The organism is Specibacter sp. RAF43, assembly GCF_052114065.1.
Lineage (GTDB): Bacteria > Actinomycetota > Actinomycetes > Actinomycetales > Micrococcaceae > Specibacter.
Map to the genome: position 1 here is coordinate 15,122 of NZ_JBFREA010000028.1, position 22,930 is coordinate 38,051.

The window sequence follows — 22,930 nt, forward strand, 5'->3', positions numbered from 1 at the left end:
CCGCCGGTGGTTCTAGCGTTGACTCATGGACTGGTTCGGCGGGGACTATGACCTGGCGCGGTTCGCGCTCCAGCGCGGGATCGCGGCCGTCTATGCCGTGGCGTTCGTCTCCAGTGCCCTGCAGTTCCCGGCGCTGCTGGGCGAGGGCGGCCTGCTGCCGGTCCCGCGCTACCTGGCCCGCGTGCTCCGGACGCCCGGTCCCACGCTCTTCTCCTGGCGGTATTCGGACCGCTTGATGCGCACCGTGGCGTGGGCCGGCGCCGCGCTGGCGCTGTCCGTGGTGGCGGGCCTGCCCCAGCGCGGTCCCGCCTGGCTGCCCATGCTCGCCTTCCTGGCCCTCTGGCTTGGCTACATGTCGATCGTGAACGTGGGCCAGGTCTTTTACGGCTTTGGCTGGGAGATCCTGCTGCTGGAGGCCGGCTTCCTGGCCGCATTCCTGGGCTCCGAGGAAACCACGACGCCGGTCGTGACCCTGTGGCTGTTCCGCTGGCTCGTGTTCCGGCTGGAGTTTGGTGCCGGGATGATCAAGATGCGCGGGGACCCCGTGTGGCGGGACTTGACCGCACTGTACTACCACCACGAAACCCAGCCGATGCCCAATCCCTTGAGCTGGTGGTTCCACCACCTGCCCAAGCCCCTGCACCGGCTGGAGGTACTGGGCAACCACGCGGCCCAGCTGGTGGTGCCGTTCTTCCTCTTCGCCCCGCAACCGGTGGCCGCCGTGGCCGCCGGGGTGATCATCGCCACCCAGTGCTGGCTGGTGTTGTCGGGCAACTTTGCGTGGCTGAACGTGATCACCATCATCCTGGCCTGTTCCGCCGTGGCAACGCCGCCCGGGGCGGGTGCGGCGCCGGGCACCCCGGCCTGGTTCGCCGTCGTCGTGCTGGCCATGGGCGTGCTCATGGTGGTCCTCAGCTGGTGGCCGCTGCGTAACCTGTTCGCCCGGAACCAGTTGATGAACGCCAGCTTCAACCGGTGGCGGCTGGCCAATGCCTATGGGGCGTTTGGCTCCATCACACGTCTCCGGTACGAGGTGGCGGTGGAGGGCACCGACGGCGATCCCGTCACGGGCGAGTGGCGGGAGTACGGATTCCGCGGGAAGCCGGGGGAGCCGGGCCGGATGCCGCGGCAGTTCGCCCCGTACCACCTGCGGCTGGACTGGCTCATGTGGTTCCTGGCGCTGGGGCAGCCGGGCATGCACTGGTTTGTGCCGTTCCTCAACCGGCTCCTGGAGGCGGACCCGGCCACGCTGAAGCTGCTGCGCCGCGACCCGTTCGACGGGAGGCCGCCGGCCTGGGTGCGGGCGCGCGTGTACAGCTACCGCTACACCACGTGGCGGGAATGGCGCCGGACGGGGGACTGGTGGGTGCGCAAGCCGCTGGGGATCTTCGTCCCGCCGATCAGCCGCAGCGGGTGAGTGATCCACACTGGGCGCCCGTCACCCGTGCGCAATACTCACTGCCGGGTTTGGCGCATGGACATTGGCCACTTTCCCCGTGCGTAAGACTCGTGCCGAGTTTGGCGCCAGTGGACAACAGGCGCAATTCTCGCGGTCAGTCCGGCGCAGAAGAAAACTCGTCTTGCATCATGCGCAGAACCTGCATGCCGGTGTGGCGCACAAGGAACGGATCAGGCGGCGGTGCACTCCGGGCACAGGCCGTAGATCTCCACGGTGTGCTGGACCGCCGTGAAGCCGTTCTCCTTGGCGATCGCGGCCGCCCACTTTTCCACGGCCGGCGCCTCAATTTCCACGGTCTTCCCGCAGGAGCGGCACAACAGGTGATGGTGGTGGGCGGTGGCCGAACAGCGCCGGTACACAGCCTCGCCCTCGCCGTTGCGCAGCGTGTCCACCAGCTGTTCGTCGGCCATGGACGCCAGGATGCGGTAGGTGGTGGCCAGCGACACCGGGACGCCCGCATCCTGGAGCATGCGGTGCAGTTCCTGCGTGCTGACGAAGTCGTCCAAAGTGTCCAGCGCGGCGCTGATGGCCAGGCGCTGCTTGGTGACGCGTTGCTCCTTCACCGGTGCCTCATTGGACATCGTGATGACTCTCTTTCTTTCCATCCCATCCCAGTCATCCAGCCTAGCGCACCCGGCCCGGGAAGGACCTGCTGGCACGGGCCGGGGCGCGGTCATAGGCTGGCACCATGTTATTGACCAAATTCACCCATTCCTGCGTCCGGCTCGAGCAGGCGGGGCGCGTGCTGGTGCTGGACCCGGGCGTCTATTCCGAAACGGACGTGGCCCTGGACGGGGCCGGGGCCGTCCTGATCACCCACGAGCACCCGGACCACCTCGACACCGAAGCCGTACTGTCGGCGCTGGCGGCGTCGGGGGAGATGGCCGTCCACGCCCCCGGCAGAGTGGCGGACGCCCTGCGCGTGGCCGCCCCCGGCGCCGCCGCCCGCATCCACGACGCCGCCCCGGGGGACACGTTCACCGCTGCCGGGTTCACCATCCGCTGCTTTGGCGGCCAGCACGCGCTGATCCACCCGAGCATCCCCGTGGTGGCCAATCTCGGCTACCTGGTGGACGACGCCGTCTATCACCCGGGCGACGCGCTGACGGTTCCCGACGGCGTCCAGGTGGGCACGCTGCTGGTTCCGGTGCATGCGCCGTGGTCCAAGGTTGCCGAAGTGGTGGACTTTGTGGTGTCCGTCCGGGCGCCGCGGGCCTTCCAGATCCACGACGGACTGCTCAACGAGACCGGCCTGGGCCTGACGGAGTCGCACATCGCCCGCATCGGCGCCCGGCACGGCACCGACTTCCGGCACCTGGCCCCCGGTGAAAAGGTGGAGGTCTAGCCTTTGCGGCGTCCCACCATGGCCGGATCGGCCGGACGCGCTACCAGCGTCCGGTCCGGAAGAAGTCCCGGATGGTGTCCACATGCGGTGCCGGGTCCAGCCCCTTCGAAGCCAGCCACGGGGCGCTGTGGTAGCTGCCGCGGTACCGTTCACCGCCGTCGCACTGCAACGTCACGATGCTGCCGCGCTCGCCGTCGGCCACCATCTGCGCCACCAGCTGCCACACGCCCCACAGGTTGGTGCCCGTGGACGGGCCGGCGTCCAGGCCGGCGAGCTCGGCCAGATGCATCATGGCGGCCACGGACGCGGCATCCGGGACCTGGATCATGTGGTCGATGACGCCGGGGACAAAGCTGGGCTCCACCCTCGGCCGCCCGATGCCCTCGATGCGGGAGGAGACGCCGGTGACCACGGAGGCGTCGGCGGACTTCCACGCCGGATAAAACGCCGAACCTTCAGGGTCCACCACGGCCAGCTTGGTGGGGTGGCCGTGGTAGCGGATGTAGCGGCCAATCGTGGCGGACGTGCCGCCGGTTCCGGCACCCACCACAATCCAGCGGGGCTGCGGGTGGGCCTCGTGGGAGATCTGGCTGAAAATTGATTCGGCAATGTTGTTGTTGCCCCGCCAGTCCGTGGCCCGTTCGGCATAGGTGAACTGGTCCATGTAGTGGCCCCCACACCCGGCCGCAATGGCGGTGGCCGCCGAATATACCTCATCCGCCTTGTCCACAAAGTGGCAGCGGCCGCCGAACTGCTCAATCAGCGCTATCTTTTCGCTACTGGTGCCGGCGGTCATGACGGCCACAAAATCCAGGCCGAGCAGCTGGGCGAAGTACGCCTCGGAGACGGCCGTGCTGCCGGAGCTGGCCTCCACCACGGTGGTGCCCTCCCGGACCCAGCCGTTGACGAGGGCAAAGAGGAACAACGACCGGGCCAGGCGGTGCTTGAGGCTGCCCGTGCGGTGGGAGGATTCATCCTTGACGTACAAGTCCACGCCCCACGGCCGCGGCAGGTCGACCTTGTGGAGGTGGGTGTCCGCCGACCGGTTGTTTTCCGCCTGGAGGATTTTCATGGCGCGGCCGGTCCAGCCCCAGTCGGGCGCGGCTTGCTGAGTGCTCATGAATCCACCCTAGCGGGACGCCGGAACGCCCGGTGCCCGGGTCAGCGGCATAATGTAAGCAAACCACGGCAAGGAGCCCCGCATGACCGTTTTAATGAGCGCCGCCGCCCTTGAGGGGCGCCTGACCGCCGGAATTCACACCGTTCTGCTGGATGTGCGCTGGGCGCTGGGTGATCCGTACGGCCGCGAGCACTACCTGGCCGGCCACATCCCCGGCGCCGTGTTTGCGGACCTGGACCACGAGCTGGCCGGCCACGGCGAGCCCAGCGACGGGCGCCATCCGCTGCCGGCCGAGGCGCACTTCCAGGAGACGGTGCGCCGCTGGGGCATCAACGCCGGAGACACCGTGGTGGTTTACGACGACGCCGGTGGGGCCGCCGCCGCCCGGGCCTGGTGGCTGCTGGGGTATGCGGGCCTTGACGAGGTGTACCTGCTCGACGGCGGGCTGGCGGCCTGGCGCGCCGCGCACCGCCCGCTCGCCCCGGGTGAGGTGGCCGCCGAGCCCGGCGACGCCGTCGTGCACTACGGGGCCAAGGCCGTGATCGACACGACGGACGCCGGGGACTGGCCCCGGCACGGGATACTTCTTGACGCGCGGGCCGGGGAGCGGTTCCGGGGCGAGGCGGAGCCGGTCGACCCGCGGGCCGGACACATCCCGGGGGCCGTCAGCGCCCCGACCACCGGGAATTTGGCGCCGGAGCAGACCTTCCTGCCGGCGGCGGAGTTGCGGGCCCGCTTTGCCGCGCTCGGCGTCCAGGAGGGGGCCGAAGTGGCCGTCTATTGCGGGTCCGGGGTGACGGCGGCGCACCAGGTTGCGGCGCTGGAGATCGCCGGGTTCGCCGCGGCGCTGTATCCGGGGTCGTGGTCCGCATGGTCCAACCGGCCGGAGCTGCCGGTGGAGGTGGGGGAGCGCGGCGATAGTGTTGTCTCATGACGCAAGCCAAGGCCTATGCCGCCACCTCCGCCACCTCGGGACTGAAAGCCACCACGATCGAACGCCGCGAGCCGGGGGCCGGCGACGTGGAAATCGCCATTGAATTTTGCGGGCTGTGCCATTCGGACGTACACACCGTGCGCTCCGAATGGCGGCCGGCGACGTACCCGCTGGTCCCGGGCCACGAAATCGTCGGCACCGTCACCCGAATCGGGGGCGCCGTGGTCGGATTTGCCGTGGGCGACACCGTGGGTGTGGGCTGCCTGGTGGACTCCTGCCGCGAATGCGACTCCTGCCTGGAAGGTTTTGAGCAATACTGCGAGAACGGCAACGTCGGCACGTACGGCGTGGCGGATCGGCGCAATGGCGGCGGCCTGACCCAGGGCGGGTATTCCTCCTCGATCGTGGTCGATGAGAACTACGTGCTGGAGGTGCCCGCCGGACTGGACCCCGCCGGGGCGGCCCCGCTGCTGTGCGCCGGCATCACCACCTACTCGCCGCTGCGCTACCTGGAGGTACAGGACGGCGACGCCGTCGGCGTGATCGGGCTGGGCGGCCTGGGCCACGTGGCCGTGAAGATCGCCAAGGCGATGGGCGCCACGGTCACCGTCTTCACCACCTCCCCGGCCAAGGCCGACGCCGCGTTCGCGCTGGGCGCCGATTCGGTGGTGGTCTCCTCCGACGCCGCGGCGATGGCCGACGCGCGGCACACCCTGAACGCGATCCTGGACACCGTCGCGGCCGTGCACGACCTCAACCCGTATCTGCGCACGCTGGCCCGCGACGGTGCGCTGATCCAGCTGGGTCTGCCCCCGGAGCAGATGCCGCCGGTAAATCCGGGGACGCTGATCCGCAAGCGCCTGGCCTACGGCGGATCCATGATTGGCGGCATCGCCGAAACCCAGGAGATGCTTCACTTCTGCGCCGAGCACGGCATCGTCGCGGACATTGAAATGGTGGCCGCCTCGGAACTTGATGAGGCGTATGAGCGCATGGTGGCCGGCGACGTCAAGTACCGTTTTGTGCTGGACGCATCCACGTTGTAACTAATCTGAGGGAGCCTTACGTGAGCACGCTGTTTACCAAGATCATCAACGGGGAGATCCCGGGCCGGTTCGTCTGGAAGGACGAGGCCTGCGTGGCGTTTCTGACCATCGGCCCCCTCACGGACGGGCACACCCTGGTGGTGCCCCGGCTGGAGGTGGACAAGTGGACGGACGCCGGCCCCGAGCTGATGTCCAGGCTGATGGAGGTGGCGCAGACCATCGGCCAGGCGCAGGTGGCCGCGTTTGGCGCCGACCGGGCCGGACTGACCATCGCGGGTTTCGAGGTGGACCACCTGCACGTGCACGTGTTTCCGGCCTACTCCATGGCGGATTTCAACTTTGGGCGCGTGGACAACCACCCGGACCCGGCCGTGCTGGACGCCAATGCCGACAAGCTCCGGGTGGCGTTGCGCGCCGCCGGGCATGCGGCCACCGTCCCCGAGGCGTAGCCCCCGGGCTGCCGCCGCGCCTTGGCCGGCCCTGAAATAATCGCAAAGAACTCTTTGCAAAGAAAGCTTTGCGGTCTATTCTGGGTGCCATGGACAAGTCGGAAAAAGTCGTAGCCGAGCTGGATACCCTCAAGGCGATCGCCAGTCCGCTGCGCATGAAGCTGCTCGGCGCCCTGCGCGAGCACGGCCCCGCCACGGCGTCCGAGCTGGGCCGCCGGCTGGGGGAGTCCAGCGGGTCCACGTCGTACCACCTGCGCCAGCTCGAGCGTTACGGATTCGTCGGTGACGATGAAGGGCAGCAATCCCGGCGGGAACGCCGGTGGCGGGCGCTGCACACGCAGACGAACTTCCAGACCGAGAAGTTCCTCGACGATGAGACGGGGCGGGCGCTGATGCGCTCAACGATCGGCTACAGCGTTGACTACCTGATGGGCAACGTGGAGGAATACCTGCGCGGGGACTTCGGCAGGCAGTGGCAGGGCACCCTCGGCGTGAACGACTACCTGCTCCGGCTCACCCCAGCAGACGCCGCGGAGCTGCTGGCGGGCCTGGAGGAGCTGCTGGAGAGTTTCCGCGCCCGTGAATCCGACGATGCGCAGGCCATGGCCGTGGCCTGGCACCTGCTGGCCCTGCCGAAGAAGCCGTGATGACCCTGCGGCACCGGTTTTGGCTCCTGACCGGCCTGCGCTGGCTGTCCACTGGCCTGCTCCTTCCCGTGTATGCGCTCCTGCCCCTTGACCGGGGCTTGAGCATTGCCGAACTTGGCGCGGTGGTGGCCGTCCAGGGAATCGTGGTGCTGCTGCTGGAATTGCCGACCGGCGGTTTCGCCGATTCCTTGGGCCGGAAGTCGCCTGTGGTCGCGTCGGCCGTGTTCGCGCTGGCCTCGTACGGCATGTTCGCGTTCGCGGACAGCCTGGGCTGGTTCATGGCGGCGTCCGCGCTGGCCGGGGTGTTCCGGGCCCTCGACAGCGGACCCCTCAACGCCTGGTACGTCGATGAAACCATCGCCGCCGGCGGGCGCGAGACGGTGGCGGCCGGCATCTCGGGGGCCGGCACCGTGGTCGGCCTGTCGCTTGCGCTCGGCGCCGTCGCCGGCGGGGGCCTGGTGGCGTGGCATCCCATCGCCGCCCTTGACGCGCTGGCCACGCCCTTCCTGGCGGCCGCAGCCCTGACGCTGGTCCAGATCACCGCGACCCTGTTGCTGATGCGGGAGGACCGCGACGCCAGGGCGGGACGACTGCTGGCCTCGCTGCGCCAGACACCGCGGAATATCGTGGACGGGGCCCGGATCGTCGCCGGAAACCGGGTGCTGCGTGCCCTGCTGGCCGTGGGGCTGTTCCTGGGATTCGGCATGGTTGGCTTTGAACAGTTCATGCCCATCCGGCTGGCCGAACTCCTGGGCCGTGCCGACCTTGCCGGGACGATGATGGGCCCGGTGTCGGCCGCGGCGTGGGGCATCTCGGCCGCGGGGGCCGCCGCGGTTCCCCTGTTGCTGCGCCGGTGGAGCCTGCCGGCGGTCGCCGTGGCACTGGTGGCCATCCAGGGTGCCACGGTGGTCGTCATGGGCCTGGCGGCCGGGCCGCTGGGGCTGATTGCGGCGTTCTGCGCGACGTACGCAGTGCACAGCGCCTTCGGGGCCGTCTATGAAACCATGCTCCATGGCGAGGTCGACGGCGGCCACCGGGCCACGGTCCTCTCCCTCGCCTCCATGGTGCTCCAGCCCGCGGGCTCCCTCGGCGCCGTCGTCCTGGGCCTGCTCGCCACCGGCGCCTCCACCGGTTTGGCGCTTGTCGTGGCCGGGATCGTGCTGGGGCTGGCTGCCCCGCTGTTCCTGGTCAAGGCCAAGCCGGCCGGTGCCACGGCAGAGCCGGCGGTCGAGCCGGCGGCAGCGTCGGGCACCTGATCCGCTTGACCTACGCGGCCATCGCCTTCGCCAGCGCCACCCGGATCCGCTTCTCGGACACCGAATACGCCGTGCCCAATTCCACGGCGAACAGGCTGACCCGCAGCTCCTCGATCATCCACCGCACGTGCTCGAGCCCGGCGGCGGACCGTTGCCCGGGCACCAGGGCCGCCGCGGCGTCGTCGTATTCGTCCTCCAGCCGCTGGACGGCGGCCATCGATTGCCCGTCCCGGGCCACGTTCGACGGCAGCTTCTCCAGCCGGCGCTCAATGGCGGCCAGGTAGCGCGGCAGCTGGCTGAGCTGGGCGAACCCGGTCTTCGCCACGAACCCCGGGTACACCAGGAGCTCCAGCTGCGCCTTGACGTCGTTCAGGGCGCCGATCAGCGGCAGGCTGGTGGTGGCGCCCAGCTGCTTGCGGATGCGCAGGTTGGCGGCCAGGACGCGCTCGACGACGGCGGTCACGGAGAACACGGTGTCAATTAGTTCGGCCCTGACTACTTCATACAGGGCATTGAAGTCCGGCTCGGTCCACGGCAGGGCCTCGGGGGTGAGCTTGTCGATGGTGGCCAGCGTGCAGTCGGCGATCAGGTCCGTGACGCTGCCGTGCGGGTTCTGGCTGAACGTCAGCTTTTCCTTGTTGCTCAGGTGGTCCAGCACGTAGCGGTCCGGGGAGGGCACGCGCAGCGCCAGGAGGCGGATGACGCCGGCGCGCATGGCCGCGGACTGGACGTCCGGGCGCTGGAAGACGCGGATGCCGGCCGTGGTGCCCTCGTCCACGAGCGCCGGGTAGCCGGTGACGGTGTGGCCGGCCACCAGGCGCCTGACCTCGCGGGGGAGCGTGCCGACCGTCCACGAGGTCAGGCCGGAACGTTCCTGGATGCCGTCGATGGTTGGGCCCCCGGCCCCGAGGGCCCCGGAACGGGGTTGCGGGGGCTGGGCGCCGCCGGGGCGGGCCACCGTTTTCGGCGTGGCGCCCAGCGACTCGGCAATGGCCCGGCGCGTGGCCGGGGCCAGCTGCTCCTGCAATTTGGCCAGGTCCTGGCCCTCGTCCAGGATGCCGCCGTTTCGCTCCACCACCTGGAACGTCATGCGCAGGTGCTGGGGCACAGCGTCCCAGTTCCACGAGCCCGGCGGGATGACGTGCCCCTTCAGCCGGCGCAGCGCCAGCTCGAGGGAGGGTTCCAGCGCGTCCACGGCCGGGTCAAAGTCGGAGGCCAGCGCGGCGGCGGCCGACCGGGCCACATCCGGGGCCGGGATGAAGTTCTTCCGCACGGCCTTGGGCAGCGACTTGATCAAGGCGGTGACCAGTTCGGCCCGCAGCCCGGGAATTTGCCACCGGAACGCGGGCTCGTGCAGTTGGTTCAGGAACAGCAGCGGCACCTGGACGGTCACGCCGTCCGAGGGGTTGGGTGCGGCCCCGGGTGCGGTGGGGTGGAACTCGTAGGACAGCGGCAGCTCAAACTCGCCCTGGGTCCACAGCTTCGGGAACGCGGCCTCGTCGAGCCCGGCCTCCTCGGCCATGACGACGTGGGCGTCAAAGTCCAGCAGCGTCGGATTATCGTGCCGGGCGCCCTTCCACCACTTGTCGAAGTGCCGCTCGGAGACCACCTCGGCGCCGACGCGCTCGTCGTAGAACTCGAAGAGCGTCTCGTCGTCCACGCGCAGGTCGCGGCGGCGCATGCGCGTTTCCATTTCCTCCACCTCGGCCAGCAGGGCCTGGTTGCGGTGGAAGAACTTGTGGTGCGTGCGCCAGTCACCCTCCACGAGGGCGTGCCGGATGAAGAGCTCACGGCTGAGCTCCGGGTCGATGCGTCCGTAGTGGATGCGCCGGTCCGGGACGATCGGCACCCCGTAGAGGGTGACCTTCTCGTGGGCCATGACCGAGCCCATGCTCTTGGACCAGTGCGGCTCGCTGTAGGAGCGCTTCACCAGGTCCGGGGCCACCTGCTCGACCCACAGCGGGTCGATCTTGGCGGCGACGCGCGCCCAGAGGCGGGACGTCTCCACGAGCTCGGCGGCCATGACCCAGTCGGGCGACTTCTTGAACAGGGCCGAGCCCGGGAACACCATGAACCGGGTCCCGCGCGCGCCGGCGTAGTCGCGTTTCCGCTGGTCGTAGAGGCCGATGTGGCTCAGGAGCCCGGTCAGCAGGCTCATGTGGATGGCGTCGTGGTTGGTCACCGGGTCCACGCCGCCGGGCTCGAGCACGATGCCCTGCGACTTGGCCATTTGCCGCAGCTGCGTGAACAGGTCCTGCCACTCGCGCACCCGCAGGTAGTTGATGAACTCGGCCTTGCACAGGCGCCGGAACGCGCTGGAGGAGAGCTCCTTCTGCTTGTCCTTGACATACCTCCACAGGTTCAGGAACCCGGTGAAGTCGGAGTTCGCGTCGACGAAGCGCTTGTGCTTCTCGGCGGCGAGCTGCTGTTTGCCGGAGCCTTCCTGGGGGCGCTCGCGCGGGTCCTGGATGGTCAGCGCCGCCGCCAGCACCATGACCTCCCGGGCCACGCCGCGCTTGGCGGCCTCGACGATCATCCGTCCCAGCCGCGGATCCACCGGGAGCCCGGAGAGCTGGCGGCCGACGCCGGTGATGGCGCCCTCGGCGCTCAGGGCGCCGAGCTCGCGCAGCAGGTTGACGCCGTCGCTGATCGCCCGGGAGTCCGGGGGCTGGACGAACGGGAATTTCTCCACGTCCTGGGGCCCCTTCGCCACCCCCATGGCCGTCATTTGGAGGATGACGGCGGCCAGGTTGGTGCGCAGGATCTCCGGGTCGGTGTACTCGCTGCGGGCGTTGAAGTCCTCCTCGGAATACAGCCGGATGCAGATGCCGTTCGAGACACGCCCGCACCGGCCCGAGCGCTGGTTGGCCGAGGCCTGGGAAACCCGCTCGATGGGCAGCCGCTGGACCTTGGTCCGGTGCGAGTAGCGGGAGATGCGCGCCGTGCCGGGGTCAATGACGTACTTGATGCCGGGCACGGTCAGCGAGGTCTCGGCGACGTTGGTGGCCAGCACGATCCGCCGGCGGGAGCCGGGCGTGAACACGGCGTGCTGCTCGGCCAGGGAGAGCCGGGCGAACAGGGGGAGGATCTCGGCGTCGCGCAGCCGCGGATTCGTCTTGACCCGCCCGTGCAGGGCGTCGGCGGCGTCGCGGATTTCCCGCTCCCCGGAGAAGAAGATGAGGATGTCCCCGGGGGCCTCCTTGGACAATTCGTCCACGGCGTCGCAGACCGCGTCCAGCGGATCCCTGTCCTCCGCGCTGTTGCCGCCGTCCAGGTGGGGGTCGGCGCCGGGCCCGGAGTCGTCGTCGTCCTCCCCGGTCGCCGGGCCGGAGAGCGGGCGGTAGCGGATTTCCACGGGGAAGGTGCGCCCGGAAACCTCCATGATGGGCGCGGGGCCGGCGGCGGAGGCAAAATGCGCGGCGAAGCGCTCGGGGTCGATCGTGGCCGAGGTGATGATGATCTTCAGGTCCGGGCGCTTGGGCAGGATCTGGCGCAGGTAGCCGAGGATGAAGTCGATGTTCAGGGAACGCTCGTGGGCCTCGTCGATGATGATCACGGAGTATTTGCGCAGCAGGCGGTCGCGCTGGATTTCCGCCAGCAGGATGCCGTCGGTCATGAGCTTGATCTTGGTTTGCGGACCGACGTGCCCGGTGAAGCGGACCTGAAAACCGACCTCGGCACCGATTTCGACGTCGAGCTCGCTGGCGATGCGCTCGGCGACGGTGCGCGCGGCGAGGCGGCGCGGCTGGGTGTGGCCGATCAGGCCCTTTTCCGCCAGGCCCAGCTCCACGCACATTTTCGGGATCTGGGTGGTTTTTCCGGACCCGGTCTCGCCGGCGATGATGGTGACCTGGTTGGCGGCGATGGCGGCCATGAGGTCCTCCCGTCGCTCCGAGACCGGCAGCGCGGCGGGGTAGGTGATAGTCAAAGTCATGGTGCCACCCAGTTTATGCGCAGTTGCCCCGGGGCGCCTCGGGGGCCGGGGGCTACGTGCGCACGGCCCGGAGCACGGTGTCTTGGATGGTGTCCTGTCCGCGGCCGGTGCCGGGGCGCGGCCGCGACTCGGCGACCAGCACCCGCCACCTCGAAGGCTCCAGCGTCGCGGCAACCTCTTCGGGGGTGAAGGATAGGTCCGGGTGCTGGTGCAACCTGGCCGCAAAATGCAGGTCCGACCCCGCGTGCCCCACCAGCAGCAGGGTCCCGCCCGGCGCCACCGCGTCGGCCAGCCGGGCAAACAGCGGTTCCCGTTCGGCCCGGGGCAGGTGCATGTACTGGGCGGACACCAGATCGAAGGCGGCCCTCGGGGGCGTCCACGACACCAGGTCGTGGCGGGCCCACGTGATCCGCCCGGACACGGCGTCGTCCCCCACATGGGCGGCGGCCCGGTCCAGCGCAACCTGGGAAAAGTCGACGCCGGTCACCTGCCAGCCCTGCCCGGCCAGCCATGCGGCGTCGGCCCCCTCGCCGCAGCCGGCATCCAACGCGGTGCCCGGGGGCAGGGTGGAGGCCTCGGCCACCAGCTGCGGGTTCGGGTGCCCGCTCCACACCGCCGCGCCCTCGCCGTAGCGCTCATTCCAGTACGTCTCGTCAAATTGTGGTGTCATGGTCACTTCCTATGGTGTGGTCAATGGCCGGCGCGTCATTTGTAGTCGTTTTCCGCCAGCTGCACCAGATAGGCGCGGCGTTCGGTGATCAGCCCATCCCGCATGACGAATACCTCCCCGGCCACGGCATGCATGATCTCCCCGGTGGCCCGGGTGGCCTGGATGGAGAGTTCGGCCATGACCACGTCATCCTCCTCCACCAGGCGCACGATTGTCACCGTGGGGCTGCCGGTGAAGGCGGGGTTTTCAATCTCGGCGTCATAGGCGGCCAAGCCGCGAAGGCGGAAGGCGCCAAACACGGTCCATTCAATGTCATCGCTGAGGCAGGAGAGGATTTGGGCGTGGTCGGACTTGTTGAAGCCGTCGAGGTACTTTTCAACCGTGAGCTTATTGACGCTCATCTGAGGGCTCCAACTACAGGGGGACGATACGGGGACTATACGGCGGCGGACACTTCGGGCAGCGCCTGGTGGGTGGTGACGGCCATGCGGTTCCAGACGTTGATGGCGCAGATGGCCATGATCAACGCCGCGGTCTCGGCCTGTGTGAATGCCTGGTTCACCCGCGCCCAGACGGCGTCGGACACGCCGCCGTCGCTGATCAGGGTCATGGACTCGGTGAGCGCGATCGCCGCCTGCTCCCGGTCCGAATACAGCCCGGCAGCCTCCCGCCAGCCGGCCAGCACGTCCAGGCGCCGGTCGTCCACGCCGGCGTTCCGGGCCTCGCGCCCGTGCATGTCCAGGCAATAGGCGCAGCCGTTGAGCTGCGACGCCCGGATCTTCACCAGCGCCAGCAGGTCCTCGCCCAGCCCGCCGGCATGGATGTATTTTTCCATGGCAAACATGGGCTGGTAGGCCTGGGGATCGACCTCGTAGATGTTCATGCGCTGCTCGGAGGACATGGTCACTGTGCTTTCCGTAGAGGACTAATGGACCTTTTCAGCCTCCCACCGGCGGGCCGCGGCCGCAATGTGGCCCCGCACACACGCACGAAAGGCCCGCAAATCGAAATGATTTGCGGGCCTTTCCTGGTTCCACCAAACGTGCCCTCGATAGGATTCGAACCTACGGCCTGTTGCTCCGGAGGCAACCGCTCTATCCCCTGAGCTACGAGGGCGCGGCAACCGGGGTTGCCGAAGGGAACGTCAAAGAGCTTATCAGGTACGGGGCGCGCACGGTAAACCCGGCGGCCCGGCGCCCCTGCACCGGCCGTGGCGGAAATCATTGGCCGCGCCGGCAGCGTCCGCCGGCCCGGGGGCCAACCGCCCGGTAACGTGGGGGCCATGGTGCCCCAACGGTGAACAGACAGTCCCATCCCGCCTGGCTGATCGCCGCCGGAATCCTCATCACCGCCCTGTCCCTGCGCGCCGCCGTCACCGTCGTGCCGCCGCTGATCTCCACCATCAACCACAGCCTGCCGCTCAACGAGACCACGATCGGCATCCTGGGCATGCTGCCCACCGCCGCATTCGGCCTGTTCGGCTTCCTCACCCCCTACGTGATCCGCTGGGCGTCGCTGGAACGGCTGATTGTCATCTCCATCGTCGTCGGTGCCGTCGGCCAGGTTGCCCGCGTCCTGGCGCCGAATACGCCGCTGTTCTTGATCTTTTCCGTGCTCGCCTTCGGCGGCCTCGGCGCCGGCAACGTGCTGCTGCCGCCGCTGGTCAAGAAATACTTCCCCACCAGGATCGGGCTCATGACGGCCCTGTATGTCACGGTCATGAGCGTCGGCACGGCCCTGCCCGCCCAGCTGGCCGTCCCCTTGGCCGACGCCACCAGCTGGCAGCTCTCCCTCGCCTCCTGGGCCGGCATCAGCGTCATTGCCGCGCTGCCGTGGCTGGGCGCCCTCGCCGGCGGCAGGGGCACCACGGCGGACCCCGCCCCGGCGCCCGCCCCGCCTCCCGTTTCCTCCCCGGCCCCGAAGCTGGTGGTTCACTCGACGCCCCGGGAGGCCGGGGCCCCGGTCATGAACCTATGGCGCTCACCAACCGCCTGGGGGCTGACCTTCATGTTCGGCTGCACGTCGCTGAACACGTACGCGCTGTTCGCCTGGCTGCCCTCGATCCTCGTCCAGGCGGGGCTGGACCGGGGCCAGGCCGGCTCCATGCTGGCCCTCTTCGCCGCGCTGGGGCTGCCGCTGAGCCTGCTCATCCCGCTGGTTGCGGCCAGGATGCGCAATCCGTTCCCCGTGGTGCTGGTCCTGCTGGGCTGCTTCGTGGCCGGCTACTTGGGCCTGCTGCTGTCCCCGGCCAACGGCACCTGGCTGTGGGTGTCGCTGGCGGGCACCGGCCCGGCCACGTTCCCGCTGTCACTGCTGCTGATCAACCACCGCACCCGCACGCAGCGCGGCGCCGGCGCCCTCTCCGGCTTCGGGCAGGGCATGGGCTACACGTTTGCCTGCTCCGGACCGCTGCTTTTCGGCCTGCTGCGGCAGTGGACCGGCTCGTGGAACGCGCCGTTCATCTTCCTGTTCGCAACGCTGCTGCTGCTGGGCGCCGGCGCGTACATCATCTGCCGGCCCAGGATGTTGGAGGACGACTTCCGCAGGTGAGCCCCGCCGTCGCGCCCCTGCCGCCCAACCACGGGGTGGGCCACAATATGGGCGGATTGGGGGAGGATGGGGGCGCAACCGTACACTTGGACGGTGACCCCTGAAGAACTTTCCGCCGCCATTACCACCTCCCTCAAGGACGCCGTCGAAGCCGGTGAACTCACCGTTCCCGCCGAGGCGCTGCCCACGGAGGTCCGGGTCGAGCGGCCCAAGAGCCGCGAGCACGGCGACTGGGCCACCAGCATCGCCTTGCAGCTGGCCAAGCCGGCCGGGGTGCCGCCGCGAAAGATTGCCGAGGCCCTGCGCACCCGCCTGGAGCAAATTCCCGGCGTGGCCAAGGTGGACATCGCCGGCCCCGGCTTCCTGAACATCATCCTGGACGCGGCCGCCGCCGGCGAGCTCGCCAAGGCCATCGTGGAGGCCGGCACCGGTTTCGGCGTCAACCAAAGCATGGCCGGAACCCGGATCAACTTGGAATTCGTCTCCGCCAACCCCACCGGCCCCATCCACCTCGGCGGCACCCGCTGGGCGGCCGTGGGGGACTCCCTGGCCCGCATCTTCCAGGCGCAGGGCGCGGATGTCACCCGCGAGTACTACTTCAACGACCACGGCAACCAGATCGACCGCTTTGCCCGCTCGCTGCTGGCCAGCGCCCAGGGGGAGCCCGCTCCGGAAGACGGCTACGGCGGAGCCTACATCGAGGAGATCGCCGCCGCGATCACCGCGGCCAGCCCGGACATCCTGGCCGGCGGGGACCCGCAGGAGGAATTCCGCGCCCGCGGCGTGGAGCTCATGTTCGCCTCCATCCGCGAATCCCTGCACGAGTTCGGCGTCGACTTTGACGTGTACTTCCACGAGAACTCGCTCTTTGAGGACGGCGCCGTGGAGAAGCTCCTGGAGCAGCTCAAGGGCTCGGGGAACCTCTATGCCAAGGACGGTGCGTGGTGGCTGAATTCCACCGCGTTCGGCGACGACAAGGACCGGGTGGTCATCAAGTCCGACGGCAACGCCGCCTACATCGCCGGTGACATCGCGTACTTCAAGAACAAGCGCGAGCGCGGCTTTGACCTGTGCATCTACATGCTCGGCGCCGACCACCACGGCTACGTGGCCCGGCTGAAGGCCGCCGCGGCCGCCATGGGCGACGACGCCGACCGGGTCGAGGTACTCATCGGCCAGATGGTGAACCTGGTCCAGGACGGCGTCCCCGTGCGCATGTCCAAGCGCGCCGGCACCGTGGTCACCATGGAGGACCTCGTGGAGGTGGTCGGCACGGATGCCGCCCGCTACTCGCTGGCCCGCTTCTCTTCCGATTCGAACATCGACATCGACCTGGACGTGCTGACCAAGCGCTCCAACGAGAACCCGGTGTTCTACGTCCAGTACGCCCACGCCCGCACCCGCGCCGTGGGCCGCAACGCCGCGGCCGCCGGGGTGGAGCGCACCGTGTTCGACGCCGCCGCGCTCACCCACGCCACCGAATCCGAGCTGCTGGCCGTCTTGGGCCAGTACCCGGGCGTGCTCAGCCAGGCCGCAGCGTTCCGTGAACCGCACCGCGTGGCCCGCCACCTGGAGGTCATCGCCGGTGCCTACCACCGCTGGTACGACAACTGCCGGGTCACCCCCATGGGCGAGGAAGCGATCACCGACACGAACCGCACCCGGCTGTGGCTCAACGACGCCGTGGGCCAGGTGCTCGCCAACGGCCTGGCCCTGCTGGGCGTCTCCGCCCCGGAACGGATGTAAGGGTGACTGAAGCAATGGAGTCGTCACGGCTCGCCGGTTCGGTGCTGGCCCCCGCGTGGCTGCCCGCCGCCGGCGACCTCAATGCGCTGCACGCCCCCCTGTGGGCGAACGACGTCGAACGCGGCAAAGGCGGCGAGCTGACCGTCTCCGGCGTGCCGGTCCGCGAGCTCAAGGAGCGCTTTGGCACGCCCCTGTATGTGCTCAGCGAGGGTGACTTCCGCGCCCGCGCCCGGGCGCTCAAGGACGCCTTCGACGACGCGTTCGCGGACCTTGGCGGCGGCGTGGACGTCTACTACGCCGGGAAGTCGTTCCTGTGCACCGAAGTGGCCCGCTGGGTGGACTCCGAGGGCCTGCGCCTGGACACGTGCTCCGGCGGCGAACTGGCCGTCGCCGCGCGCGCCGGACTGGGCGGGGACAAGCTCAGCCTGCACGGGAACAACAAATCCGATGCCGAGATCAACCGGGCCCTGGACCTGGGCGTGGGCCGGATCGTGGTGGACAGCCTGCACGAGCTGCACCGGGTGGCCGAGCTGGCGGCCGTGCGGGGAGTGAAGGCCAACGTCATGCTGCGCCTGACCCCCGGCGTGCACGCCCACACCCACGAGTTCATCGCCACCGCGCACGAGGACCAAAAATTCGGCCTGTCCATGATCTCCCCCGACGCAGGCACCGAAGCGGACGGCCTGAGCGCCGCGGAGGCAGCCGCCAAGCTGGCCGTCGAGGCGGACAGCATCAACTTCCTCGGCTTCCACGCCCACATCGGCTCGCAAATCTTTGAGCCCGAAGGCTTTGAAATCGCGGCCCGCAAGCTGTTGGAGTACACCCACCACATCCAGGACAAGTACGGGCTCACCCTCCCGGAACTGGACCTTGGCGGCGGCTACGGCATCGCCTACACGGCCGCGGACGCCCCGCGCCCGGCGGCCGAGATCGCCCGGGCGATGGCCGCCGTCGTGCGCGAAACCTGCACGGCACTGAACATGGACGCCCCGCGGATCTCCATCGAGCCGGGCCGGGCGATCGTGGGTTCCTCCACGTTCACCCTGTATGAGACCGGCACCCTGAAAACCGTGCAGGTCGAGGTGGCCGGCGGGGACGGCGCGACGGCGCCGCGCCGGTACGTCTCCGTGGACGGGGGCATGAGCGACAACGCCCGCCCGGTGCTCTACGACGCCGACTACTCGGCCGTGCTGGCCAACCGCGCCTCGGCGGCGGCCCCCGCGCTGTCCCGAGTGGTGGGCAAACATTGCGAGAGCGGGGACATTGTTGTTAGAGATGTATATCTGCCCAACGACGTGGCGGCCGGGGACCTGCTCGCAGTTCCCGGAACGGGCGCGTACTGCTGGGCCCTGGCCAGCAACTACAACTACGTGCCCCGGCCGCCCGTGGTCGCCGTCTCGGACGGCGCCGCACGCTTGATCGTGCGGGGCGAAACAGAAGACGACCTGCTGGCACGCGACTTAGGGGCCTAACCATTTTGACTCAACGCAACACCACCGTGGACTCCGCCGTCCCAAGCGAACCGGCGCCMGCCCTCACCAAGACCTTGAAGGTGGCGCTGCTGGGCGCCGGAAACGTCGGCGCCCAGGTGGCCCGGATCCTGCTCCAGGACGCCGACGCGCTGGCCGCCCGCACCGGGGCCCGGCTGGAACTGACCGGCATCGCCGTGCGCAACATTGACGCCCCCCGCGACGTCGAGCTGCCGCGGGCGCTGTTCACCACCGACGCCTCCGCCCTGGTCCGCGGCGCGGATGTGGTCATCGAGCTTATGGGCGGCATCGAACCGGCCCGGACGCTGATCCTGGAGGCCATCGAGCACGGCGCCACCGTGGTCACCGGCAACAAGGCGCTGCTGGCCGTGGACGGACCCAGCCTGTACGAGAAGGCCGACGCGGCCGGCGTCGAGCTCTCCTACGAGGCCGCCGTGGCCGGGGCCATCCCGATCCTGCGCCCCATCACCGACTCCCTGTCCGGGGACAAGATCACCCGGGTCATGGGGATCGTGAACGGCACCACCAACTTCATCCTGGACCAGATGGATACCACCGGCGCCCAGTTCGCCGACGCCCTGGCCGAGGCCACCCGCCTGGGCTATGCGGAGGCCGACCCCACCGCGGACATCGAGGGTCACGACGCCGCCGCCAAGGGCGCCATCCTGGCCTCGCTGGCGTTCCACACCCGGTTTGCGCTGGAGGACGTCCACTGCCAGGGCATCACGGCCGTCACGGCCGATGACATCGCCGCGGCTAAGGAGGCCGGCTATGTGATCAAGCTGCTCGCCATCGCCGAAAAGCTCGCCGTCCCCGGGCGTGAGGGCGCCGCCGGGGTGAGCGTGCGGGTCCACCCGACCCTGCTGCCCCGCGAACACCCGCTGGCCGCCGTGCACGGGGCCTTCAACGCCGTCTTCATCGAGGCCGAATCCGCCGGCGAACTCATGTTCTACGGCCAGGGGGCCGGGGGCACGCCCACCGCCTCCGCCGTCCTGGGCGACGTCGTCTCCGCCGCCCGCCGCATGGTGCTGGGCGGGCCCGGCCGCACCGAGACGACCACCGGCGTCGTGCCGGTGCTGGGCATCGACGCCGTCCAGACCCGGTACTACATCGGTTTGGACGCCGCGGACCAGCCCGGGGTGCTGTCCAAGATCGCCGCACTGTTTGCCGGGCACGGCGTCTCGATTGAGACCATGCGGCAAACCGTGCACCGCGAACCCGGCGACGGCGGGCCCGGCACCGCCGAGCTGCGCATTGTCACGCACCGGGCCGCCGAGGCGTCCCTGGCAGCAACCGTCGAGGCCATCAAGGGCCTGGACGTCATCAATTCCGTAACAAGTGTCCTGAGGGTGGAGGGAGTCTAATGGCTCACCAGTGGCGCGGGGTCATCCGCGAATATGCAGACCGTTTGCCGGTAACGGCGGAAACGAAGGTCATCACGTTGGGGGAGGGCGGCACCCCGTTGGTGCACGCCCACAAGCTCTCCGAGCTGACCGGCTCCACCGTGTACCTGAAGGTCGAGGGCATGAACCCGACCGGCTCCTTCAAGGACCGCGGCATGACCATGGCCATGACGGCCGCCGTCGCCGCCGGCGCCCGGGCCGTGGTGTGCGCCTCCACCGGCAACACCTCCGCCTCGGCCGCCGCCTACGCCAAGTCCGCCGGGCTGACCTGCGCCGTGCTGGTGCCGGAGGGCAAGATTTCCATGGGCAAGCTCAGCCAGGCCGTCGCCCACGGCGCCACGATCCTGCAGGTCGACGGCAACTTCGACAACTGCCTGGAGGTGGCCCGCAAGCTGGCCGACTCCTACCCGGTGTTCCTGGTCAACTCGGTCAACCCGGCCCGGATCGAGGGCCAGAAGACCGGCGCGTTTGAGGTCGTTGACGCGCTGGGCGACGCCCCCGACTACCACCTGCTGCCCGTGGGCAACGCCGGCAACATCAGCGCCTACTGGAGGGGCTATAAGGAATACGCGGCACCATACGAGTCCGCCACCGCCGGCACGCTGGCGGCCGTCTCCACCAAGACGCCCATCATGTGGGGCTTCCAGGCCGCCGGTGCCGCCCCGTTCGTGGCCGGACACCCCATCACGGAGCCGGACACCATCGCCACCGCCATCCGGATCGGCAACCCGGCCTCCTGGGACCTGGCCATCGCCGCCCGCGACGAATCCGGCGGGCTGATCGACTCCGTCACGGATGCGGAAATCCTGGCCGCGCACCGCTGGCTCTCCGCCAAGGAGGGCGTGTTCGTCGAGCCGGCCTCCGCCGCCGGCGTCGCGGGTCTGATCAAAAAGCATGCCGCGGGTGAGGTTCCCGCCGGCAAGACGATCGTCATCACGGTGACCGGGCACGGCCTGAAGGACCCGGACTGGGCCCTGAAGAATACCGACGGCGCCTCCGTCGCGCCCACCTCGGTGGCGTTCGACGTCGTCACCGTCGCCTCGGCCCTCGGCCTGACAGAGCCGTCCTGACGGACCGGCGCACCTTCCATGACAGGCCACACCATGACATCCCCCCGTCCCGCCGCTGACCTGAAGGTCCCGGCCGGTGGGCGCACGGCCACCGTCCGGGTGCCGGGCACCAGCGCCAACCTTGGCCCCGGCTTCGACTCGCTCGGCCTGGCCGTTTCCCTCTACGACACGCTGCGCGTGGCCACGCTGGCACCGGCCGGCACCGTGGCGGGCGGCGGCGCCGAGGTGCTGGAGTTTGACCTGCGCGGGGAGGGCGTCCAGGAGCTGCCCCGCGACGCCTCGCACCTGGTGGTCCGGGCCATGGACCTGGCGTTCGCCCGGCTGGGCTACCGCCGCGGGGGCCTGCGGATCACGGCCGAGAACGTCCTGCCGCACGGCCGGGGACTGGGCTCCTCCGCCTCGGCGATCGTGGCCGCCATTGTGGCCGCGAACGCGCTGGTGGAGCCGGCGGACCAGCGGGACAAGCAGTGGGTCCTCCAGCTTGCCTCGGAAATGGAGGGGCACCCGGACAACGTGGCCCCGGCCATCTTTGGTGCGGTGGCCGTCTCGTGGGAGGAAGACGGGGCCTACGCCAGCGCCAGGGTGACGCCGTCATCCGCGGTGATACCCGTGGTGGCCATCCCCAATGTGGAGCTGAAGACCGAAATGGCCCGCGGCATGCTCCCGGCCGTGGTGCCGCACGCCCAGGCGGCCGCGAACTCCGGGCGCACGGCGCTGCTGATCCATGCGCTCAAGGATGCGCCGGAACTGCTGGCCGCCGGCACCCGCGACTACCTGCACCAGGACTACCGTGCCGCGGCCATGCCCGAAAGCGCGGCGCTGGTGGCGGCACTGCGGGCGGCCGGTCATGCGGCCTTCATTTCCGGCGCCGGGCCGACGGTGATGGCTCTGGCCAACGGGCCCCGGGAAGCGGATGCGATGGTGGAATTCATCACCGCCGGACGTTTCGCCCACGGTGAAAAGGAATCATCAACACTGCAGTGGCGTGTTTTGCGGCTCGAAGTGGACTCCGATGGTGCTAAAGTGGAAGTGCATCCGGGTTCATAAGTGCCTTAGGTCATGCCCAGTAAAAGGCTCTTTCCTGCACAAGGCATGAAAAACGAGGCATGAAATTTACGTCTCTGAACTCGATGCCCCCTTTCGGCCTGTGCTTTCTTGCACGTCGAAGAGTTGAAATGACACACGGCAGCCGCCTGGTCGTTTCACTAATTAATCACGCAAGCATTGATTCAAGGGGAGCATCTCACCAATTCCGCCGGCCGTTCGGTGCGGCATGAATTGGAACCTCAGGTGATTCCGCCCGTTGCACAAACGGCCGACGGCGCACCTGACACTAATCAACGCGGCCCTGTTCACAGGGGACCGCCATCGAGGGGGAAGGATCCTTCGTGACAGAAATCGTAACTTCAGCCGCTGGCACCAAAGCAGCTGAGTTGAACGGCACCACCCAATCCACCGGCACCGCCAAATCGGCCGGCCTGGCGGGATTGAAGCTGGCCCAATTGCAGGCGCTGGCCGGCCAACTGGGCATCACCGGCGGATCCAGAATGCGCAAGGGCGACCTTGTCGCCGCCATCTCCGCACACCAGCGGGGTTCCTCGGTGGCCGACCGTCCGGTCCGCACCGCCAAGACCACGCCCGAGGCCCCCGCGGCTGAGACGTCCGCCCCGGCCAAGCGCACCTCTCGGGCCAAGGCCGGCGCCACGGCAGACGCCCCCGCCGCCCCGGCCGAGGCACCCTCGGTGCCCGCCGCCGTCGAGGCGCCCGCCGCTGCCGAGACGGCCGCCGCGACCGAGCGTCCGGCCCGCGGC

20 protein-coding genes and 1 tRNA gene are annotated in these 22,930 nt (G+C 69.3%); 14 read left to right on the plus strand and 7 right to left on the minus strand.

Features of this window, described 5'->3' with window-relative positions; genetic code table 11:
* Positions 1-25: 25 nt before the first annotated feature.
* Entirely contained in the window at positions 26-1,417 is a 1,392-nt protein-coding gene (locus AB4Y80_RS14615) for a lipase maturation factor family protein (protein WP_442215079.1), read from the plus strand.
* A gap of 212 nt (positions 1,418-1,629) precedes the next feature.
* On the opposite strand, the gene AB4Y80_RS14620 is transcribed toward AB4Y80_RS14615, so the two are convergent.
* On the minus strand, positions 1,630-2,064 hold the full coding sequence (locus AB4Y80_RS14620) for a Fur family transcriptional regulator (RefSeq protein ID WP_442215080.1): 435 nt from the start codon (positions 2,062-2,064) through the stop codon (positions 1,630-1,632).
* A gap of 83 nt (positions 2,065-2,147) precedes the next feature.
* On the opposite strand from AB4Y80_RS14620, the gene AB4Y80_RS14625 reads away from it, so the two are divergent.
* A complete protein-coding gene (locus AB4Y80_RS14625; protein ID WP_442215081.1) occupies positions 2,148-2,804 on the plus strand; it encodes an MBL fold metallo-hydrolase in 657 nt (218 codons plus the stop codon).
* A gap of 40 nt (positions 2,805-2,844) precedes the next feature.
* Here the strand turns inward: AB4Y80_RS14625 and AB4Y80_RS14630 are convergent, their stop codons facing one another.
* Positions 2,845-3,924 (minus strand): PLP-dependent cysteine synthase family protein, encoded by a 1,080-nt coding sequence (locus tag AB4Y80_RS14630; RefSeq protein WP_442215082.1) that lies wholly within the window; start codon positions 3,922-3,924, stop codon positions 2,845-2,847.
* An 82-nt stretch (positions 3,925-4,006) separates the two neighbouring features.
* Between AB4Y80_RS14630 and AB4Y80_RS14635 the strand changes: the two genes are divergently transcribed.
* From AB4Y80_RS14635 to AB4Y80_RS14655, 5 genes are all read left to right on the plus strand, one after another.
* Positions 4,007-4,858, plus strand: coding sequence for a sulfurtransferase (locus AB4Y80_RS14635; RefSeq protein WP_442215083.1), 852 nt, complete (start codon positions 4,007-4,009; stop codon positions 4,856-4,858).
* On the plus strand, positions 4,855-5,904 hold the full coding sequence (locus tag AB4Y80_RS14640) for an NAD(P)-dependent alcohol dehydrogenase (protein ID WP_442215084.1): 1,050 nt from the start codon (positions 4,855-4,857) through the stop codon (positions 5,902-5,904). The genes AB4Y80_RS14635 and AB4Y80_RS14640 overlap by 4 nt, the downstream gene beginning before the upstream one ends.
* 20 nt (positions 5,905-5,924) lie before the next feature.
* The gene (locus tag AB4Y80_RS14645; RefSeq protein ID WP_442215085.1) at positions 5,925-6,353 is read left to right on the plus strand and encodes an HIT family protein; all 429 of its coding nucleotides are present in this window, start codon (positions 5,925-5,927) and stop codon (positions 6,351-6,353) included.
* An 89-nt stretch (positions 6,354-6,442) separates the two neighbouring features.
* Positions 6,443-7,000: an ArsR/SmtB family transcription factor gene (locus AB4Y80_RS14650; protein WP_442215086.1), complete on the plus strand. Its 558-nt coding sequence runs from the start codon at positions 6,443-6,445 to the stop codon at positions 6,998-7,000.
* The gene (locus tag AB4Y80_RS14655) at positions 7,000-8,256 is read left to right on the plus strand and encodes an MFS transporter (RefSeq protein ID WP_442215087.1); all 1,257 of its coding nucleotides are present in this window, start codon (positions 7,000-7,002) and stop codon (positions 8,254-8,256) included. Before AB4Y80_RS14650 ends, AB4Y80_RS14655 begins: the two co-directional genes overlap by 1 nt.
* A gap of 10 nt (positions 8,257-8,266) precedes the next feature.
* Here the strand turns inward: AB4Y80_RS14655 and hrpA are convergent, their stop codons facing one another.
* The 5 genes from hrpA to AB4Y80_RS14680 all read right to left on the minus strand — a co-directional run bounded on the left by hrpA (position 8,267) and on the right by AB4Y80_RS14680 (position 13,976).
* The gene (gene hrpA / locus AB4Y80_RS14660) at positions 8,267-12,190 is read right to left on the minus strand and encodes an ATP-dependent RNA helicase HrpA (RefSeq protein WP_442215088.1); all 3,924 of its coding nucleotides are present in this window, start codon (positions 12,188-12,190) and stop codon (positions 8,267-8,269) included.
* A 52-nt stretch (positions 12,191-12,242) separates the two neighbouring features.
* Entirely contained in the window at positions 12,243-12,860 is a 618-nt protein-coding gene (locus tag AB4Y80_RS14665) for a class I SAM-dependent methyltransferase (protein ID WP_442215089.1), read from the minus strand.
* A 35-nt stretch (positions 12,861-12,895) separates the two neighbouring features.
* Positions 12,896-13,261, minus strand: a complete 366-nt coding sequence (locus AB4Y80_RS14670; protein ID WP_442215090.1) for a nuclear transport factor 2 family protein — start codon at positions 13,259-13,261, stop codon at positions 12,896-12,898.
* 35 nt (positions 13,262-13,296) lie between these two features.
* Positions 13,297-13,761, minus strand: coding sequence for a carboxymuconolactone decarboxylase family protein (locus AB4Y80_RS14675; RefSeq protein WP_442215096.1), 465 nt, complete (start codon positions 13,759-13,761; stop codon positions 13,297-13,299).
* Between the two features lie 142 nt (positions 13,762-13,903).
* Positions 13,904-13,976: transfer RNA gene (locus AB4Y80_RS14680), tRNA-Arg, on the minus strand.
* A 180-nt stretch (positions 13,977-14,156) separates the two neighbouring features.
* Here AB4Y80_RS14680 and AB4Y80_RS14685 point away from each other — a divergent pair.
* The 7 genes from AB4Y80_RS14685 to AB4Y80_RS14715 form a co-directional block, all read left to right on the plus strand.
* Positions 14,157-15,410, plus strand: a complete 1,254-nt coding sequence (locus AB4Y80_RS14685) for an MFS transporter (RefSeq protein ID WP_442215091.1) — start codon at positions 14,157-14,159, stop codon at positions 15,408-15,410.
* A gap of 93 nt (positions 15,411-15,503) precedes the next feature.
* On the plus strand, positions 15,504-17,156 hold the full coding sequence (gene argS / locus AB4Y80_RS14690; RefSeq protein WP_442215092.1) for an arginine--tRNA ligase: 1,653 nt from the start codon (positions 15,504-15,506) through the stop codon (positions 17,154-17,156).
* A gap of 14 nt (positions 17,157-17,170) precedes the next feature.
* Complete coding sequence (lysA, locus tag AB4Y80_RS14695; protein ID WP_442215097.1) at positions 17,171-18,628, plus strand: diaminopimelate decarboxylase; 1,458 nt, start codon at positions 17,171-17,173, stop codon at positions 18,626-18,628.
* A 26-nt stretch (positions 18,629-18,654) separates the two neighbouring features.
* A complete protein-coding gene (locus tag AB4Y80_RS14700; RefSeq protein ID WP_442215098.1) occupies positions 18,655-20,010 on the plus strand; it encodes a homoserine dehydrogenase in 1,356 nt (451 codons plus the stop codon).
* Positions 20,010-21,119, plus strand: coding sequence for a threonine synthase (gene thrC, locus AB4Y80_RS14705; protein WP_442215093.1), 1,110 nt, complete (start codon positions 20,010-20,012; stop codon positions 21,117-21,119). Before AB4Y80_RS14700 ends, thrC begins: the two co-directional genes overlap by 1 nt.
* Positions 21,120-21,152: 33 nt before the next feature.
* Entirely contained in the window at positions 21,153-22,166 is a 1,014-nt protein-coding gene (gene thrB, locus AB4Y80_RS14710) for a homoserine kinase (RefSeq protein WP_442215094.1), read from the plus strand.
* Between the two features lie 341 nt (positions 22,167-22,507).
* The coding region (locus AB4Y80_RS14715; protein WP_442215095.1) for a Rho termination factor N-terminal domain-containing protein at positions 22,508-22,930 on the plus strand (423 nt) is incomplete at its 3' end.